The sequence below is a fragment of the Microbulbifer sp. SH-1 genome (assembly GCF_011326135.1).
GTDB classification, from domain to species: Bacteria; Pseudomonadota; Gammaproteobacteria; order Pseudomonadales; family Cellvibrionaceae; genus Microbulbifer; species Microbulbifer harenosus.
This window is the reverse complement of record NZ_CP046948.1, coordinates 2,950,814-2,968,273: the sequence shown is the minus strand read 5'-3', so window position 1 is coordinate 2,968,273 and position 17,460 is coordinate 2,950,814. Positions and strand designations below refer to the sequence as shown.

16 protein-coding genes and 2 tRNA genes are annotated in these 17,460 nt (G+C 62.2%); 13 read left to right on the top strand and 5 right to left on the bottom strand.

Annotated elements, in window-relative coordinates; genetic code table 11:
- Positions 1-19: 19 nt before the first annotated feature.
- Positions 20-106, bottom strand: a tRNA-Leu gene (locus tag GNX18_RS12180).
- 248 nt (positions 107-354) lie between these two features.
- On the opposite strand from GNX18_RS12180, the gene ppc reads away from it, so the two are divergent.
- The gene (gene ppc, locus GNX18_RS12175) at positions 355-3,012 is read left to right on the top strand and encodes a phosphoenolpyruvate carboxylase (protein WP_138235138.1); all 2,658 of its coding nucleotides are present in this window, start codon (positions 355-357) and stop codon (positions 3,010-3,012) included.
- Positions 3,013-3,138: 126 nt separating this feature from the next.
- Here the strand turns inward: ppc and GNX18_RS12170 are convergent.
- Positions 3,139-3,225, bottom strand: a tRNA-Leu gene (locus tag GNX18_RS12170).
- A 317-nt stretch (positions 3,226-3,542) separates the two neighbouring features.
- Here GNX18_RS12170 and rnr point away from each other — a divergent pair.
- The 7 genes from rnr to GNX18_RS12140 all read left to right on the top strand — a co-directional run bounded on the left by rnr (position 3,543) and on the right by GNX18_RS12140 (position 10,879).
- Positions 3,543-5,558 (top strand): ribonuclease R, encoded by a 2,016-nt coding sequence (gene rnr, locus GNX18_RS12165; RefSeq protein ID WP_371808072.1) that lies wholly within the window; start codon positions 3,543-3,545, stop codon positions 5,556-5,558.
- Positions 5,476-6,462, top strand: a complete 987-nt coding sequence (locus GNX18_RS19865; protein ID WP_371808071.1) for a S1 RNA-binding domain-containing protein — start codon at positions 5,476-5,478, stop codon at positions 6,460-6,462. Before rnr ends, GNX18_RS19865 begins: the two co-directional genes overlap by 83 nt.
- Before the next feature lie 3 nt (positions 6,463-6,465).
- Entirely contained in the window at positions 6,466-7,221 is a 756-nt protein-coding gene (gene rlmB / locus GNX18_RS12160; protein ID WP_166218434.1) for a 23S rRNA (guanosine(2251)-2'-O)-methyltransferase RlmB, read from the top strand.
- Between the two features lie 311 nt (positions 7,222-7,532).
- Positions 7,533-8,096: an RNA polymerase sigma factor gene (locus GNX18_RS12155; RefSeq protein WP_166218432.1), complete on the top strand. Its 564-nt coding sequence runs from the start codon at positions 7,533-7,535 to the stop codon at positions 8,094-8,096.
- A gap of 24 nt (positions 8,097-8,120) precedes the next feature.
- Positions 8,121-8,792: a hypothetical protein gene (locus GNX18_RS12150; RefSeq protein ID WP_166218430.1), complete on the top strand. Its 672-nt coding sequence runs from the start codon at positions 8,121-8,123 to the stop codon at positions 8,790-8,792.
- 30 nt (positions 8,793-8,822) lie between these two features.
- On the top strand, positions 8,823-9,473 hold the full coding sequence (locus GNX18_RS12145; RefSeq protein ID WP_166218428.1) for a hypothetical protein: 651 nt from the start codon (positions 8,823-8,825) through the stop codon (positions 9,471-9,473).
- A gap of 86 nt (positions 9,474-9,559) precedes the next feature.
- Complete coding sequence (locus GNX18_RS12140) at positions 9,560-10,879, top strand: tetratricopeptide repeat protein (RefSeq protein WP_166218426.1); 1,320 nt, start codon at positions 9,560-9,562, stop codon at positions 10,877-10,879.
- A 230-nt stretch (positions 10,880-11,109) separates the two neighbouring features.
- Here the strand turns inward: GNX18_RS12140 and GNX18_RS12135 are convergent, their stop codons facing one another.
- Both GNX18_RS12135 and GNX18_RS12130 read right to left on the bottom strand, forming a co-directional pair.
- Positions 11,110-11,820 (bottom strand): 2OG-Fe(II) oxygenase, encoded by a 711-nt coding sequence (locus GNX18_RS12135; protein WP_166218424.1) that lies wholly within the window; start codon positions 11,818-11,820, stop codon positions 11,110-11,112.
- 107 nt (positions 11,821-11,927) lie between these two features.
- Positions 11,928-12,779, bottom strand: coding sequence for an alpha/beta fold hydrolase (locus GNX18_RS12130; RefSeq protein ID WP_166218422.1), 852 nt, complete (start codon positions 12,777-12,779; stop codon positions 11,928-11,930).
- A gap of 298 nt (positions 12,780-13,077) precedes the next feature.
- Between GNX18_RS12130 and rpsF the strand changes: the two genes are divergently transcribed.
- The 5 genes from rpsF (at position 13,078) to dnaB (ending at position 16,761) form a co-directional block, all read left to right on the top strand.
- Positions 13,078-13,530 (top strand): 30S ribosomal protein S6, encoded by a 453-nt coding sequence (gene rpsF / locus GNX18_RS12125; protein ID WP_166218420.1) that lies wholly within the window; start codon positions 13,078-13,080, stop codon positions 13,528-13,530.
- Positions 13,531-13,542: 12 nt separating this feature from the next.
- Positions 13,543-13,773, top strand: a complete 231-nt coding sequence (gene rpsR / locus GNX18_RS12120) for a 30S ribosomal protein S18 (protein ID WP_138235128.1) — start codon at positions 13,543-13,545, stop codon at positions 13,771-13,773.
- A 75-nt stretch (positions 13,774-13,848) separates the two neighbouring features.
- Positions 13,849-14,673 carry a hypothetical protein gene (locus GNX18_RS12115; protein ID WP_240913998.1) on the top strand — a complete coding sequence of 275 codons (825 nt, stop codon included), beginning with the start codon at positions 13,849-13,851 and terminating at the stop codon, positions 14,671-14,673.
- A 34-nt stretch (positions 14,674-14,707) separates the two neighbouring features.
- Entirely contained in the window at positions 14,708-15,154 is a 447-nt protein-coding gene (rplI, locus tag GNX18_RS12110) for a 50S ribosomal protein L9 (protein ID WP_138235126.1), read from the top strand.
- Between the two features lie 164 nt (positions 15,155-15,318).
- The gene (gene dnaB / locus GNX18_RS12105) at positions 15,319-16,761 is read left to right on the top strand and encodes a replicative DNA helicase (protein ID WP_138235125.1); all 1,443 of its coding nucleotides are present in this window, start codon (positions 15,319-15,321) and stop codon (positions 16,759-16,761) included.
- 192 nt (positions 16,762-16,953) lie between these two features.
- Here the strand turns inward: dnaB and GNX18_RS12100 are convergent, their stop codons facing one another.
- A complete protein-coding gene (locus tag GNX18_RS12100; RefSeq protein WP_138235124.1) occupies positions 16,954-17,445 on the bottom strand; it encodes a murein L,D-transpeptidase family protein in 492 nt (163 codons plus the stop codon).
- Positions 17,446-17,460 lie beyond the last annotated feature (15 nt).

Genomic DNA, 17,460 nt, shown 5'->3' with positions numbered 1-17,460 from the left:
GCCTTTTTTATTGCGAATATGGTGCCCAGGAGAAGACTTGAACTTCCACGACCGTAAGGCCACTAGCACCTGAAGCTAGCGCGTCTACCAATTCCGCCACCTGGGCAAAACGGCGGTGCGTTCCGCCGAGGCTGCGCACTATAGCCGTTTTCTGCGGCGTGTCAATTGTCCGTTGTGACCTGTTTGTACCTTCTGGATACTGGTAGGTATATCCCGTAAAAACGGAGCCGGAGAAGGGTCGGGTATGCGTGCTTTTATGTAGTTTTTTTACAAAAAATTGTCAGGGGCATCAATCTCTGACGTGAAATATGTAAAAATGCGTCGAAAGTAAATTCTGTAAAGGGGAGGTATTTCGTGGATCAAGACCAAAATGCTCCGTTAAGAGAAGATGTTCGACTGCTCGGAGAGGAGCTCGGCGCCGTGTTGCGAGCCCAGGCCGGCGGTGCGCTGTACGACACGGTGGAGACCATTCGGCAGGTTGCGGTCGAGAGCCGCAGTCATGGGGAAATGCCTGTAGGAAAACTACGGGAGCTGTTGGATCCGCTGGATGACGAAACACTGCTGGAAGTGGCGCGCGCTTTCAGCCAGTTCCTGAACCTCGCGAATATTGCTGAGCAGCGCCACCGCGAACGCTTGCGTCGCCGCCACGAGCGCTTCCCCGGCGATCCGGATACCGACCGCGGCCTGCGCCAGGTACTGGCGGAACTGAAGAGCGCCAATGTAAGCCAGGACAAGATCCGTAAGACACTGTCCGAGCTGTCGGTGGAGCTGGTGCTCACCGCGCACCCCACCGAGGTTACCCGCCGCACCCTGATCCGCAAGTACGACCAGATCGCCAACCTGCTGACCGAACTGGACCGCCCTGACACCACGCCGGAAGAGGAGGAACTCCTGCGCCGCCTGTTGCGCGAGCAGATCCTCTCGGCCTGGAGCACCGATGAAATCCGCCGCGAGCGCCCGACCCCCGTGGATGAGGCCAAGTGGGGTTTTGCCACGATTGAACAGTCCCTGTGGCAGGCCGTGCCGCAGGGCATGCGCGATATCGAGGGCGAGTTGGCACTGGCCGGGTTCGATCCGCTGCCCGCGGATTGGGTGCCGGTGCGCTTCGCCTCCTGGATGGGCGGCGACCGCGATGGCAACCCGAATGTCACCGCGAGAGTGACCCGCCAAGTGCTGACCCTGGCGCGCTGGATGGCCGCCGACCTCTACCTGCGGGATGTGGAAAGCCTGCTGGCTGACCTGTCCATGCATCGCGCCAGCGAAGAACTGCTGGCCCGCACCGGCCCCAGTCAGGAGCCCTACCGGCTGCTGTTGCGCGAAGTGCGCGACTGTCTGCGCAATACCCGCGCCCTAATGGAGGCGCGGGTCAACGGCGGCCTCGAACCCGAGGGCGAGATATATGCCAGTGGCCGCGAACTATACAGCGAGCTGAGCCTGATCGACCGCTCTCTGCGCGAGGTGGGTCTCGGCGCCATTGCCGACGGTCAGCTGAAAGACACCCTGCGCCGCCTGAACTGCTTCGGCATCACCCTGCTGAAGCTGGATGTGCGCCAGGAGTCCACCCGCCACGCCAATGTAATCGACGCCATCACCCGCTATCTGGACCTCGGCAGCTACGCCAGCTGGGGCGAGAAGGTAAAGCAGAAGTTTCTGCTGGCGGAGCTGGAAAGCCGTCGCCCGCTGGTCAACGGCGCTTTCTATCAGAGCGAATTTTGTACCGATGAGGTGCGCGAGGTGCTCGATACCTGCAAGGTGATCGCCGAGCAGGGGCCGGAGGGGCTTGGGGCCTACGTCATTTCCATGGCGAAAACGTCTTCCGATGTGCTGGCGGTAATGTTGCTGCAGAAGATCGCCGGTGTGCGCGAGCCCATGCGCGTGGTGCCGTTGTTCGAAACGCTGGACGACCTCAACAACGCCTTCGGCACCATGAGTGCCCTGCTGGAGATTCCGTTCTATCGCGAGCGCGTGAAGTCCGGCCAGGAGGTGATGATCGGCTACTCGGATTCCGCCAAGGACGCAGGCTTCCTCGGCGCAGCCTGGGCGCAGTTCCGCGCGCAGGAGGCGCTCACCGGCATTTTCCGCGAGCACGGCATTCCCCTGACCCTGTTCCACGGCCGCGGCGGCTCCATCTCCCGCGGTGGCTCGCCCACCCGCATGGCGCTGATGTCGCAGCCACCGGGCTCCGTGGCCGGGCGTATCCGTGTAACCGAGCAGGGCGAGATGATCCGCTTCAAGTACGGCCGCCCGTCTGTGGCCGCCTACAACCTCGAGCAGTACATGGCCGCAACCCTGGAGGCGACCTTGTTGCCGCCGGCGGAACCACGCCCGGAGTGGCGCGCGGAAATGGACCGCCTGACCCAGGCGTCCGTGCGCGCCTACCGCGAGGTGGTGCGCGACGACCCGGCGCTGGTGTCTTACCTGCGCACCGTCACCCCCGAGACCGAACTCAGCCGCCTGGCCTTGGGCAGTCGCCCGGCGCGGCGCAAACCCGGCGGGGGGGTGGAAACCCTGCGCGCGATTCCCTGGGTGTTTGCCTGGACCCAGATGCGCCTGATGCTGCCAGCCTGGCTCGGCACCGGTGCGGCGCTGGAAACCGGCCTGGAAAATGCCCCGGATACCCTGCGCGCCATGAGCGAGCAGTGGCCCTTTTTCCAGACTGTGGTGGATATGCTGGAGATGGTGCTGGCCAAGTCCGACACCCGCGTGGCGCTCTGGTACGAAGAGCGGCTGACGGACGACCCGGAGCTGCAGCGGCTGGGTGTTGAGTTGCGCAGCCGCCTGGCACGCACCGTTGCCGCCCTGAGCCAGCTCACCGGGCGCAAGGATCTGCTGGACAACAATCCGGTGATGCGCTGGTCCATCCGTGTGCGCGATCCCTATACGGATCCACTGCATCTGCTGCAGGCGGAGCTAATGGCGCGCCTGCGCACTCGCGAGGAGGACCCGGTGCTGGAGAGCGCGCTGATGGTGACGATCGCGGGGATTGCGGCGGGGATGCGCAACACAGGTTAAGCGCTCGGAACCCAGATGCGAAGGCGCTGCTGCCCTCCGGCAGCAGCGCCGCTACGGGATCAGCCAAGTGCGATACGCGAGCAATAAAAAAGGCCGACTCTTTCGAGTCGGCCTTTTTTGCGGATATGGTGCCCAGGAGAAGACTTGAACTTCCACGACCGTAAGGCCACTAGCACCTGAAGCTAGCGCGTCTACCAATTCCGCCACCTGGGCAAATCAACGGTGTGCTCCGTTGAGGACGCGCACTATATTGATTTGGTCTGGGGGTGTCAACGCTTTTTGTGGCATTTGATCCGACAGCTGGCGCCGTCCCCATTCACCCGAGAAAACCGGTCGGGAAATGGCCGCTAAATCGCTTATACTCGCGCAATGTGCAACACCAGCGGTGGCCCGACCGCTATCGGCATTCGCCACTCCAGAACCCATCCTGACAACTGGATCGGATCGTTGCACCCACTCACACGACTGCGCCGGGCGCCTACCGGGGCCGTGCAGACCGCGCGCTCGATCGCAGAACAATGGAAGCTGTTTTGAAGCAAGACAAACCTAAACCCTCCGTTATCACCGAAGATCCCCACGCGGAGCGCGAGGCGGAGAAGTACGACAAACCCATCCCCAGCCGCGAATTCCTGTTAGATCTGCTGGAACAGCAGCCCGGCCCGGTCTCCTGGGAAGCGGTGGCAGACCTGCTGAGCCTCGATGACGAAGACCGCCGCGAGGGCGTGCGCCGCCGCCTGATCGCCATGAGCCGCGACGGCCAGATCGCCAGCAACCGCGCCGGCGACTTCGGTGTACTCGACAAGATGAGTCTGGTGCGCGGCCGTGTCATCGGCCACCGCGACGGTTTCGGCTTCGTCTCTCCCGGCGACGGCAGCGACGACCTCTATCTGTCCCACCGCCAGATGCGCAAGGTGTTCGACGGCGACGAAGTGCTGGTGCGCGAGACCCCCGGGGGATTCCGCGGCAAGCGCGAGGGCGCTGTGGTGCGGGTCATCAAACACAACACTCACCAGCTTGCCGGGCGCCTGTACCGCGAAGATGGTGTGTGCTTTGTGCGCCCGGACAACCCGCGCATCAACCTCGACATCATGGTCGCGGAGGGCAAGTGCGGCGAGGCCGAGAGCGGCCAGTACGTGGTGGTGGATATCACCGTGCAACCCGGCCGCGACAATCTGCCCCAGGGTGAGGTGAGCGAAGTGCTCGGCGACCACCTGGCGCCCGGCATGGAGATAGACGTCGCCATCCGCAACTACGGCATCCCCCACACCTGGCCCGCCGCGGTGCTGGCGCAGGTGGAAGGCATTGCCGACGAGGTGCTGGAAGAGGACAAGAAGGCGCGCATCGACCTGCGCCAGCTGCCGCTCGTGACCATCGACGGCGAAGACGCGCGTGACTTCGACGACGCGGTGTTCTGCGAAGTGTTGCCGGACGGCAACTGGAAACTGCTGGTGGCCATCGCCGACGTCTCCCATTACGTAGCGGTTGGTACGCCACTGGACGTGGAGGCGCACCAGCGCGGCAACTCGGTGTATTTCCCGGATTTCGTGGTGCCGATGCTGCCGGAGAAACTCTCCAACGGCCTGTGCTCGTTGAATCCGGAGGTGGATCGCCTGTGCATGGTGTGCGAAATGCGCATCGATGATGTCGGTAATATCCTGGATTACCAGTTTTTAGAGGGCGTGATGCGCAGTCACGCGCGCTTCACCTATACCCAGGTGGGTCAGCTGGTGGAGGAGAGGGGCAACCGCGACAGCGGTCTGCGCAAGCAATACGCGGCGCTCACTCCGCATATCGACAACCTGCACGACCTTTACAAGGCGCTGCGCGGTGCGCGCGACCGCCGCGGTGCCATCGACTTTGAAACCACCGAGACGCGGATCATTTTCGATGCCGCGCGCAAGATCGAGCGCATTGTACCGGTGGTGCGCAACGACGCGCACAAGATGATTGAGGAGTGCATGCTCGCCGCCAACGTGTGCGCGGCGGAGCTGATGGAGCTGGCGGAACTGCCGGCGCTGTATCGCGTACACGATATTCCCAAGCAGGAGCGGCTGGAGAATGTGCGCGAATATCTCGGTGAACTCGGCCTGCGTCTCGAGGGCGGTAGTGAGCCGCAACCCAGCGATTATCAAACGCTGCTGCAGGAAGTGGAAGGGCGCCCGGATTTCCACATCATCCAGACCATGCTGCTGCGTTCAATGAACCAGGCGGTGTACCAGCCGGAAAACCGCGGTCACTTCGGCCTCGACTACCGCGCCTACGCGCACTTCACCTCGCCCATTCGCCGCTACCCGGATCTGCTGTTGCACCGCGGGCTGCGCTGGTTGGTCCGCAACGGCAGCGCCAATCCCGCCGCGGTGGCGAAAAAAGTCCGCCCGGCACCCGGTGCCCACGCCCTCACGCGCGAGGCAATCCTGCCCTATACCCCCCCCCGCCATGGTGGAGCTCGGCGAACACTGTTCCATGACCGAGCGCCGCGCCGACGACGCCACCCGCGACGTGGTGAGCTGGCTCAAATGCGAATACCTGCAGGACCATGTGGGTGAGGTGTTTCGCGGTGTGATCAGCGCGGTGACCGGCTTCGGCCTGTTCGTGGAGATTGACGACCTGTATGTGGAGGGGCTGATTCACGTCACTGCACTGCCCAAGGACTACTACCAGTTCGAGCAGGCGCAGCAGCGCCTGGTGGGCGAACGCAGCGGAATGCGTTTCCACCTCGGCGACGGCGTCACCGTGCAGGTGGCGCGGGTGGATCTGGAGGAGCGCAAGGTGGACTTCACCTTTGTGGAGCTGCATCCGCGCCCGACGTACCGCAACCCGAAATACCGCAAGCCCAAGACAGCAAAGAAAGGCGCAGACGTGTCCGCAGAAGTACCAGCAACATCCATTGAAAATGAAACGCCGCGCCGAGCGCCAAAGGCCAGAAAATCCAGCGCGGCACCTGGCGCCGAGCCCACTAGCGTGAGCGGTCGAGCCATGGAAATGGCGGTGGAGTTCCAACAGGAACGCAAGCGCAAGGGCAAGTCCGATTTCAGTTCCGGCTCCGACAAGACCAGCCCCTGGGGCGCTGGCCTGAAAAAGAAAACCGCTGCCGTCGCTGACGATGCACCGCGCCCGGCGCGCAAGCGCAAAGTGGGCAGCGACGAAGCGGAAGTGATCGAGCCTGCGCCCAAAAAGTCTGTGTGGAAGACCTCCGCAGAGGAACAGTCTGCTGAGAAACCATCGGTTTGGGGCACATCGTCTGAAGCCGCGTCTGCGGCAGCTGGTGGCGAAAGCGCTGCCGAGCCGCCGAGAAAAAAACGCGGCCCGAGCAAAACCCCGACCCGCAAGGGCGGCAAGCGCCCCGCGGTAGCGGCGCGCAAGGCCGCACACAAGGCTGCTAAATCCGCGGTGGCAAAAAAAGCTGCGCAGAAAAAATCCGCAAAAAAGAAATCCGGCAAGAAGAAATAATCAGTGGCACAGCAATTAGTCTACGGCTTGCACGCAGTGCAAGCCCTTTTGAAAAGTGCGCCCCAGCAGGTGCAGGAACTGCTGCTGTTGCGCGGGCGCAAGGACCAGAAGCTGCAGAAAATCATCCGCCAGGCGGAGCAGAACGACATCGTCATCCGCTATGTGGATCGCCGCGCGCTGGATGAAAAGGTCGGCGACGACGGCAACCACCAGGGTGCGGTGGCGGTCTGCGCCGGCGAAACCAAGGTCTACGACGAACAGTATCTGAAAGCGCTGCTGCAACAGCTGGAAGACAAGGGCGAAACCCCTTTCCTGTTGATCCTCGACGGCGTCACCGACCCGCACAACCTCGGCGCCTGCCTGCGCTCGGCGGAAGCCGCTGGCGTGCACGCGGTCATCGCCCCCAAAGACAATGCCGCCGGACTTACCCCCGTGGCGAGAAAAGTCGCCTGCGGCGCGGCGGAAGTGCTGCCATTCGTCCCCGTCACCAATCTCGCGCGCACCATGCAAATGCTGCAGCAGGCTGGCATCTGGATTTTCGGTACCGCCGGCGAGGCGGAACAGGACGTTTACCAGTCCAAACTCACCGGCCCTATCGCCATCGTCATGGGCGCCGAGGGCCCGGGCATGCGCCGCCTCACCCGCGAAAACTGCGACCACCTGATCAAGATCCCCATGGCGGGTGAGGTCAGCAGCCTCAACGTGTCGGTGGCAACCGGCGTGTGTCTGTTTGAGGCCGTGCGTCAGCGCACAGGCTGATCCATCGGCATGAGCTGCCGGCATTCCCAGCAGGGTGAATGCCGGCACGCTTCTTCTCTTTCCTCTTTCCTCTTTCCTCTTTCTCCACCTTTTTCTTTGCGCCAACAAAAAAACTGCTGGCACTGGAATGTCTGCCGTCTCGCGAATTTGAGACCTGGGACAGATCCTGCTGCTCTCCCCACTGCTCCTGCCTGCTTAAATTTTTAAAACATTTTTGTTTGCGCTCGGGAACCCTTTTCGCATCCACAGCGTGTTGATACTTAGGAAGCACAATGGATGTTGTGGCGGGCTTCAGGGCAAGGGAGTGTGGAGTGAAGATCTGGTGTTTTGATCGACGTCGTGCGCGGGAAGATCGTTTTGTCGCGCTGGTATTTCCCCATCTGCGCCCGCTATACCGCCTGGCCTACCGGCTCACCGGCAGTGCGGATGAAGCGGAAGACCTGATCCAGGACACGCTCGCCGCGCTGTTGCCGCAGGTAGCGGAGCTGGATGCGGTGGCGCGGTTGCGGCCTTGGCTGGCCAAGGTGCTGTATCGCCGGTTTGTGGACGGTTACCGACGACAGCGGCGCTGCGCGGTAGACAGTGCCGTTAGTCTCGACGACGGCCAGGATGCCTACTTGTCCGATGCCGGCGCCGACCTAATGCCCGATCTCGAGAATACAGCACGGCTGGATCTCCAGCGCGCGCTGCTGACGCTGCCCGAATCCTGGCGCAATACCGTGCTGCTGCACGATGTCGAGGGCTACACCGTGGCGGAAGTGGCTGACATCCTCGGGACGGAAACAGGCACGGTGAAATCGCGCCTGCACCGGGCGAGAAAAAAATTGCAGCAATTGCTCGGTGCAGAGGCGGAAATACTGGCGCAGGCCAGTTGATGGCGGACTGAGGAGGTAGAGGAAATGAGCGCTGAGGAAAACACCCTGTGCAGACAGGTGCGATATGCGGTGGATCGGACGGATCGCATGTCGCTGCAATCCGTCACCCGTCACGGCATGCTCGCGAAACATATTGCCGGGTGCAGCGACTGTCGCGCGCACATCCAGCAGCAACAGCTCCTGCGCGCACTTGCGGCCATGCCGGTACCGAATCCCGGCGACGACTTCGAGGCGCGGATGCTCACGCAAATTCTGCCGCGCACCGCGGCATCGCCGGAACGGCCGCGGGCGCGTTCACCGCTGGTGCTGACACTGGGAATGGCGGCCAGTCTGGTACTGGGCATGGTGCTGGCGCCGGCGCTGCCGTCGCCCGAGGGCAATCGTACACATACCTATGCAGCGGCGCAGGCGTCGCTGCGGCCGGTTCACCTGCGTCTTGATAGCCCGAGCGAACTGATCGGCGCGACGATCCGCGTGCAATTACCTGCGCAAACGCGTCTGCAGGGCTTTGGCAATCTCCAGACCCTGCAATGGCAGGCGGATATCCCCGCCGGTGGCAATCGCATCACTCTGCCGCTGGAGGTCGAGGGTGCGCTGTCCGATAGCGAACTGATCGTGGAGGTGGAATACCAAGGCGCAAAAAAAATTCTGCGCTATGCCATTCCTCCGGCTGAAAAATCCTTCACCAAGATCTGACACGAGTAACCGACAACCGAGGTAAATACCATGTACGGAAGCAAACTGAGCAAACGCGACACACTGATGATTGGCGCACTGTTGGCATCGCTGTTACTTGTCGCGGAACCCGCTGCCGCTCAGCAGGACATTGCCAGCGCACCGGACGCGACAGGCGCTGGCGCGGAGACGATAGACGCAGGCGCGGACCTCGATATCACCCTGCAGGTGGTCGACGATGCTGCCAGCGCGGAAGACTTTCTGAACACCATCGAATTGCCCGAAGAGGTGCGCGAAATCGCCGAGCAGCGGCTGGCTGCGGCGCTCGCTGCAATCAAAGCCGCGCGCGAAATGCAGTCGGGCAAAGCGGGCAGCGACTCCGCCGAGCATCAGGCGCTGCTGGCGGATATGGCCGAGCGCCGCGCGGAACTGGTGGCGGGGGCGCAGGCCTCTGCGCTGGCCGCCAATGAGCAGGCGCAGCAGGCCGTGGAGTCGGCGCGCGAAGCGGTGGAAGAAGCACTGAAGAATGGGCTCACCAGCGCGGAAATGCAGGGCATGATCGAGCAAATGATTCAGGACATCTTTGGCGCGCTGCCCGAAGAGGCCCGCGGCGACATGGGCGATATGAACGATGTGAATGGGTTGCTCGAATCCCTGCGCGGCGATAGCACCGCTGGTGCGGACGCGGGCTCTGGCGGCTAAGCGAAAGCCTACAGGCAGGTAATCGCCGGAGGTGCCGGGTGCACCTCCGGCGCGGTTGTTCATCATGGATCTGATCGAGGCAGGGAATGCACAAGTTCATCCGGTTTCTGTTTGTGGCCGCCGCGCTGGCGACCACGTCACTCTGCGCCTGGGCGCAGCCCGCCACGGACACCGGCCGTGCGGTGGCCGCGTTTCGCCAGGGGGATTACCCGCAGGCGCTGCTGTTGTTCCGCGAGGCAGAGGCCGCTGGCAATCGCAGCGCGAAGCTCAGGTTCAATCTCGGCGTCACCCTGTTCCGCCTCGGGCGTTACCGTGAGGCGTCGGGGTATTTCCAGCCGCTGCTGCTGGAGCCGCAGTGGCGGGATCTGGCGGAATACAACCTCGGGCTGGTAGCGCGCCGGCAGGGCGACCAGACGCTGGCATCCCGGCATTTCCGGCGGGTGAGTGAACACGCTTCGTCGCCAAAACTGCAGCGGCTCGCCGCACTGCAGTTCGGCCGCCTGGTGGCGCGCGGCGAATCGGCGGCGCCGCGCCCGTGGCTGGCAATGGCGAGCGTCAACGCCGGCTTCGATGACAATCCCTACGCGGTGAAAAACGAGTTGCTGGCGGAGGATGCGGTGGGCGAAGACCAGTTTTTCGAGCTGTTCGCCTGGGGGCAGTACCGGCTCGCCGGCAGTGAGACGGATGGCTGGCGTGTGCACGGTTATGGATTCACCCGCCGCTACAGCGAACTCGACAGCCTGAACCTCGGCAGCCTCAGCGCAAACCTGTCGCGGGACAGCCTATGGGCGGGCTGGCTGCTGGAAACCGGGGCCGGTGCTGAACTGGTCACGCTGGGCGGGGAGCAGGTCAGCCGTCAACTGCAGCTGATCGCGCGCGCCAGGCGTGAGTTCGGCGGTATCGGCGTGCAGCTATCCTATGTTCCCGCCTATTACGCCGGTGGCGAGAATTACCGCTATCTGGACGGCTGGCGGCAGCGCTTCTCCGCGCGTGCCGAGCGCCAGGCGTTCGGCGGCGCGGAAATGGGCATCTATTATCTGTTCGACACCAACGACCGCGCGGACCTGCAACAGGCGGCGGACGATTACTACAGCTACTCGCCCTTGCGCCACGCCTTTGGCACCGACATCCGCTGGCGTTTCCTGAGTCGCTGGGAGGTGCGCGCCGGGGTTGAATACCGCCGCAGCGTGTACGACGGTAACAACCGCATTGCCGATGATAGTGGTGAATGGTTTGAGTACCAGCGGGAGTCCGACCGCTTCAGGACCTGGATTTCCACCCGCTACCGGCTGACCCCGTCGTTCAGCCTGGATGGCAAGCTGCAGAGCATCGACAACCGGGAAAACCAGGATATCTACGACTTCGACAAGACGGAGCTGAGCTTTGGTGCCAGTTACGTGTTCTGACAAGCGGCGAAGTTGAGGCCGGATATAAAGAAGAAAAGAGGAGGGGGCGGAGCCGCCCCTCAGCCGAGAAGATCCCGTTTGTTGTTCTTGGGTCCCTACAATTTATTGTTATTGTTTCTGGGTTATTTTCGCGACACCTCTGTATAACGCCGGGCGCGGGGAATCCCTCAATGGAAAATTGCAGAAATTGGTGACTCGCTCTTCAAGGTCGGTCTCCCAGTATTGCGCATTCAGCCAGGGGGCTTGCCATAGAGCTGATGGGCCGGGCGGTACATCACCCAGGACGTGAGAATGTATTTGTCCTCGGAGACCGGCACGTTGCCGCGATGGGTGTGGGTAAAACTGCAGGGCGACAGCAGCAGCCTTCCGGCGCGGGGTTTGATCCTGGCGTTCTGGTAGAAAAATTCGGTTTCTCCTCCCTCCTCGACATCGTTCAGGAACAGCAGCCAGAACAACACCCTGTGCAGCGATTTCTGCTCCGGGTCTGTCGGATGGGGAAAGTGCTCGGAATGCCAGTGGTGATATCCGCCGCTGTTTTTGCGGTAGTGCTGCATATTGATGCCGTCGAAGCGGTAGAAACTCGCCACCAGCTGTTTCAGCAGAGGCTCGTCGAGGCCCTCGATATCTACGGCGGTCAGAGTGCGTACATCGCTTCCGGATTCGTCGCGAATGCTTGGTGATACGGCGCCGGTCAGCATGTGTGGGTAGCGGCGGCAGTAGCCGGTGAGGGCCTCGTATACCACGCTGTTGACGTCGTGGCAGACCTGGCGCCACGTCTCGTAGTTGGACAGGTAGAGGTCGGAGCTCTCTTTCTTGGCGACATCCACTCCGGAACCGGTGCGACCGGCAGCCCTGTCCGGGGACAGCTGGAAGCGCTGGATAATCTGCGCGCAGTAATCCGCCGATACGGCGTTGTCGAATTGGACAATCATCGGGTCCATGGCTCTCTCCCGTTACCTCAGGGTCGCTGAGTACGTTTCACTGCTGATCGGGTAAGACGCATGGGCGTGCCAGTGCCTCAAGTGCCAGTGCCTCACGTGAAAGTGCCTCAAAGGGACCAGGAGTCTCCAGCGGCGTCCATCCAGGAGTGCACTATATCCAATACCGGCTCCGGGTTCCTGATCCAGCTCAGGTGCGGGTTGCCACTGGGGTGGGTTGCGGGAATCTGGCGCACGGCGCCGCCCACCAGGCCCGCAAGGCGCTGGGTGGCATTCATCGGCGCGAAGGGATCGCGCTCAATGCAAAGATGCAGCGGCCGGCGGCACAGGGTTGCCGGGGCGGGAAGCCGGGCCTCGGGTGCGAAGCGACCGCGAAGGATGCCGTTACCCCAGTCGCGCATCAGGGTCGATGCCTCGCGCCCGCCAAACCGCATGTGCCTGCCGGGAAAATAGCCGAGTACGCGGGTGCTGGCGTGAGCGATGACCGCAGCACCCAGCACCGAGACGCGCTTCAGGCCGCGCCAGCTGCGGCTGTCCAGATGCCCGGCGGCCACGCTGACCACCTGGGCGCTGCCGGTAAGCCCGGCGCGCGCGGCGAGGGTCACTGTCTGGCCGCCGATGCTGTGACCGAGGATCAGTTCCGGGTCCTGTCCGAATTCTTCCCGCACCGCCGCCAGCGCCTGCGGAATCCACGTGAACACCAGATCGTTGTAGCCGTAGTCAGCGCTGCGGCTCGGCTGCGGCTGGCTTGCGCCAGTGCCGGGCAATTCGCAGATGGCGGTGTGGTAGCCGCGCCCATTCAGGCAGTCCAGCAGCCGTGCGTATTTGACGGCGGGCACACCCAGCGCCGGCAGTACCAGCGCGAGCGGGCGGTCGCCTTCCAGACGCCGCATGGTCAGCGGTATACGGAACTCGCCGAGTTGGAAGTGGCGCACCTGGGTGCCGTTTGTCTCTGCGGTCATGAACTGCGTTACCGGATAGATCTGCGAGAAGTTGTGGAGAGACTATACGCCGCAGGCCCAGCAGCCCATGACCAGATCGCTCCCGGCGTCGGGCCGTTTCGACAGGACCCCCCGGCGCCGCAAAGCGCGGGCTGCCGGTCTGGATCGCTCAACTTGCAACCAGTTGGGGAGGCGCATAGAATACGCCGCCCGCAACAGGCCCATTGTGGCCCGATTGCGTACTCCTTGCCTCACCGGGCAGCCGCTACAACAAGGTCGCGGCAAGCCAGGAGGCTGTTTTAACCCGTAAGGAGCAAAAATGCGTCATTACGAAATTGTATTCCTGGTTCACCCGGACCAGAGCGAGCAGGTTGCCGGTATGGTTGAGCGTTACACCTCTACCATCAAGGAAAGCGGTGGCAGCGTTCACCGTCTGGAAGACTGGGGCCGTCGCCGCCTGGCTTACCCGATCAACAAAATCCACAAGGCCCACTACATTCTGATGAATGTGGAGTGTACTGAAGAAGCGCTGGCGGAACTGACCACCAACTTCAAGTACAACGATGCGGTGCTGCGTAACCTGGTGATCCGTGAAGACGAAGCCATCACCGAAGAAAGCCCGATCCTGAAGGCAGAGAAAGAGTCTCGCGAGCGCAAGGCTGCTCGTGCCGAGCGTTCCGAGCGCCGTGAGCGCGCCGAGCGCGACGAAGACGATTCCTCCGACGGCGCTGATGATGATGCGTCCTCCGATGAATCCGAAGACGAAGAGTAAGGGGATAATCTGATGGCACGTTTTTTCCGTCGTCGTAAGTTCTGCCGTTTCACCGCTGAAGGCGTAAAGCGTATCGACTACAAAGATCTCGATACCCTGAAAGCCTACATCTCTGAGACCGGCAAAATCGTACCGAGCCGTATCACTGGCACCAAAGCCAAGTATCAGCGTCAGCTGGCCGCCGCGGTCAAGCGCGCGCGTTACATTGCGCTGCTGCCGTACACGGACAGCCACGAAGCCTGAGCCTAGGCTCCAGATGCTTCGTAAGCACTGTATTAACAGAGAAGCTATCTAGTGCGCGCCATCGCTGAATTTGCCATGCGATCGCGCGTGCGGGCGGTGATCCTCACCATGGTGGGAATCCCGCTGATCAGTCCCGCGGTGCTTGCACTGGTGGGATTGCGCCGAGGCAGTGGTGACGGCCTGTTTGTTCTGGCCTGGGCGCTGCTGCCGCTGGTTGCCGCCGCCGCTGCCGGCTACATGACACCGCTGATGGCGGGAATGGCCATCACCCACTTTGTGGGGGTGCTGGCCGGGGCGCTGGTACTGCGCGCCACCCGCTCCTGGAGCTGGGCGCTGGTGGCACTCACCGCCGCCTCGGCGCTCGGCATACTGGTGACCTCCCAGGTGGCCGGCGGCGTGGTGGAGAGCCTGTCTCAGGCGATCACCGAGGCCGCGGGCGGGGCGCAGAGCCCCGAGGCACAACAGCTCAGCCAGGCATTCGCCAGCGAGAGCCAGGCCACCGGATACCTGTGCTGGGTATCGGTGATCAGCGCCGCGCTGGCGCTGATTCTGGGGCGCTGGTGGCAGGCCACGCTGTACAACCCCGGCGGGTTGCGCGAGGAGTTGCATGCACTGCGCATGCCGATCCCCGTCGCTGGCGCCGGCATGTTGTTGTGGATCTACTGTCTCGTGAATGAACACCTGGTGTTCTGGGGCGCAGTAGCGGCCTTTCCCATGATGGTGGCGGGCATCTGCCTGATCCACTGGCTGGTGGCCCGCAAGGGCTGGGGGCGCGGACCGCTGATTGCCATGTACATCACCCTGGTGATCGCGGCGCTGCCGCTGGCCGGGTTCCTGTGCGGACTGGCACTGATCGATAGCTGGATTGATATTCGCGCACGCTCTGGCAACAACCGCTGAGCGGCGCACAAGAACTGAAACTGAGGGTTCCGAGATGGAAGTTATTCTGCTCGACAAAGTAGGCAAACTGGGCAAAGTGGGCGACCGCGTTGAAGTCAAAGCCGGTTTTGGCCGCAACTACCTGCTGCCTACCGGCAAAGCGGTATTGGCCAACGCAGCGAATATCGCTGAGTTCGAAGCCAAGCGCGCTGAGCTGGAAGCGGCTGCCGCAGCCAAACTGGGCTCCGCGGAAGAACGCGCAGCCAAGCTGGCTGAACTGACTGTTACCATCGCCGCCAACGCTGGCGACGAAGGCAAACTGTTCGGCTCTATCGGCACGCGCGACATCGCTGAAGCGATCACCGCTGCCGGTGTTGAAGTCAACAAGGCCGAAGTGAAGCTGCCGGAAGGTGCGCTGCGCGAAGTGGGCGAGTTCGACGTGGACGTGCAGCTGCACTCCGACGTGATCACCACCGTTAAGGTTGTTGTAGTCGCCGAATAAGCGATTGCCGCGATCCCGCGCACTTTGCCGCAAACGGAATTGCCCGTTTGCGGTTGAGCCGCGCTACAATCGGGCGCTGGATTCCCCCTGCCGGTTCTGACTGGTGGTGGCGAATGCGGCGCCCGATTTGTTTTTGTGCCCGATAAAAATTGCCCACGCAAAAGATGAACGAATACGCCCAGCCCGCAGAGGCAACCCAGGACTCCCAGGCCAGTTCCCCCCTGCCGCACTCGGTGGAGGCGGAGCAGTCTGTGCTCGGCGGCCTGATGCTGGATGCCAGCCGTCTGGACGCGGTGGCAGAACAGCTCAGCGAATCGGATTTCTTTGTCGCCAGTCATCGCACCATATTCACAGTGATGCTGGAACTCTCCGGCGGTGAGCAGCCGCTGGATATCGTCACTTTGGCCGAGGGCCTCGCCAGCCGCGACCTGCTGGCAAATGTGGGCGGCCCCGCCTATCTCGCGGAACTCGCGGAAAACACCCCATCTACCGCCAACATCGTTGCCTACGCCAAGATCGTGCGCGAGCGCTCGATGCTGCGCCAGCTGATCGCCGCCGCCGGCGAGATCAGTCGCACCAGTTTCAATCCCGGTGGCCTGAGCTCTATCGATCTGCTGCAGATGGCGGAGCGCCGGGTGACGGAGATCGCGGAGGGCCGCGCCAAAGAGGGCGGTTTTGTCGGGGTCGATGCGCTGCTGAAAAAGACCGTCGAGCGCATCGACGAGCTGTTCAAGTCCGAAGGGGATATCACCGGCCTCAGCACCGGACTCACGGAGCTGGATCAGCGCACCTCCGGCTGGCAGCCGGGGGAGCTGATCATCCTCGCTGCGCGTCCCTCTATGGGCAAGACCGCATTGGCGCTGAACTTCGTTGAGGCGGCGATGCTGAGTCAGGAGAAGCCGACGCTGGTGTTCAGTATGGAGATGCCGTCGGACAGTCTGGTGATGCGGATGCTGTCGTCCATCGGCAAGATCGACCAGGGCCGTATTCGCAACGGCAAGTTGCAGGAGGAGGACTGGCCGAAGCTGTCGAGTGCGGTGCAGAAGATGAAGGGTAAGGGCTTGTATATCGATGACACGCCGGGTCTGTCCCCCAGTGAGGTGCGAGCGCGGGTGAAGCGCACGGTGCGCGATCATACGAACAAATTGATGCAGGCGGACCCGCGGCTGCCGCGTGAGGATGCGGAGCGCCGGGCGATGCCGGCGATGATCATGGTGGATTACCTGCAGTTGATGCAGGTGAAGGGCAGTACTGAGGGGCGTACTCAGGAGATTTCGGAGATTTCGCGCTCGTTGAAGGGGTTGGCGAAGGAGTACGAGTGCCCGGTGATTGCGTTGTCGCAGTTGAACCGGGGGGTGGAGCAGCGGCCGAATAAGCGGCCGATGAACTCGGATCTGCGGGAGTCGGGGGCGATTGAGCAGGATGCGGATGTGATCCTGTTTATCTACCGGGATGAGTATTACAACGAGGACAGCCCGGACAAGGGCATCGCCGAGCTGATTATCGGCAAGCAGCGGAATGGTGAGATTGGTACTTGCCGCGCGGCGTTCGTGGGCAAGTACACGCGGTTTGATGACTTGGCGCCGGAGTACTATCAGGGCGAGTAAAGTACTTTGTTTCAAGTTAAGTGGCGATGAAGCCCCGGGTAGGGGTTTTCAGGACCGCTGTGAATACATCCCTGTACGCTTCGTCGGCAACATCCCTGTTGCCGACGATCCTGAAAACCCCTACCCGGGGCTTCACCTTCGATTCTGGAATCAGTACTCCGTTAGCGGGGTCGAAGCTGCCAAGTTGCTAGTTCAGGGGAAAATCTCAATCGGCGTGCCGGTATCCACCATCGCCCAGATCTCGTCCATTTCCGGATTGGTTACGGCAATACAGCCGTCGGTCCAGTTCATCTTGGTGAGGTATTTCTCGATATTTTTCCAGGTCGGCTTTTGCCCGTGAATCATGATGGAGCCGCCGGGGCTTCTGCCCATTTTGGCCGCGCGCGCGCGGTCGGCCGCATTCGGGTAGGAAACCTGGATGGCGCGGTAGAAGGTGCTGTTTTTCTTTTTCCAGTTGAGGGTGTAACGCCCCTCGGGGGTGCGCGAGTCGCCCTCGTACTGTTTGTGGCCAATGGGGTTTTTGCCAAACACCACTTTGTAACTTTTCACGACTTTACCGTTGCGCTTCAGTTGCATGAGGTGCTTGGATTTGTAGACCACAACTTCGTCTACAGGCTTTAACTTGGCAAACGCGAGGGTCGGTAACAGCAGTAGGGCAATCAGGCTAAGTTTCAGGTATCGCATGGCTCTCTTCGGTAG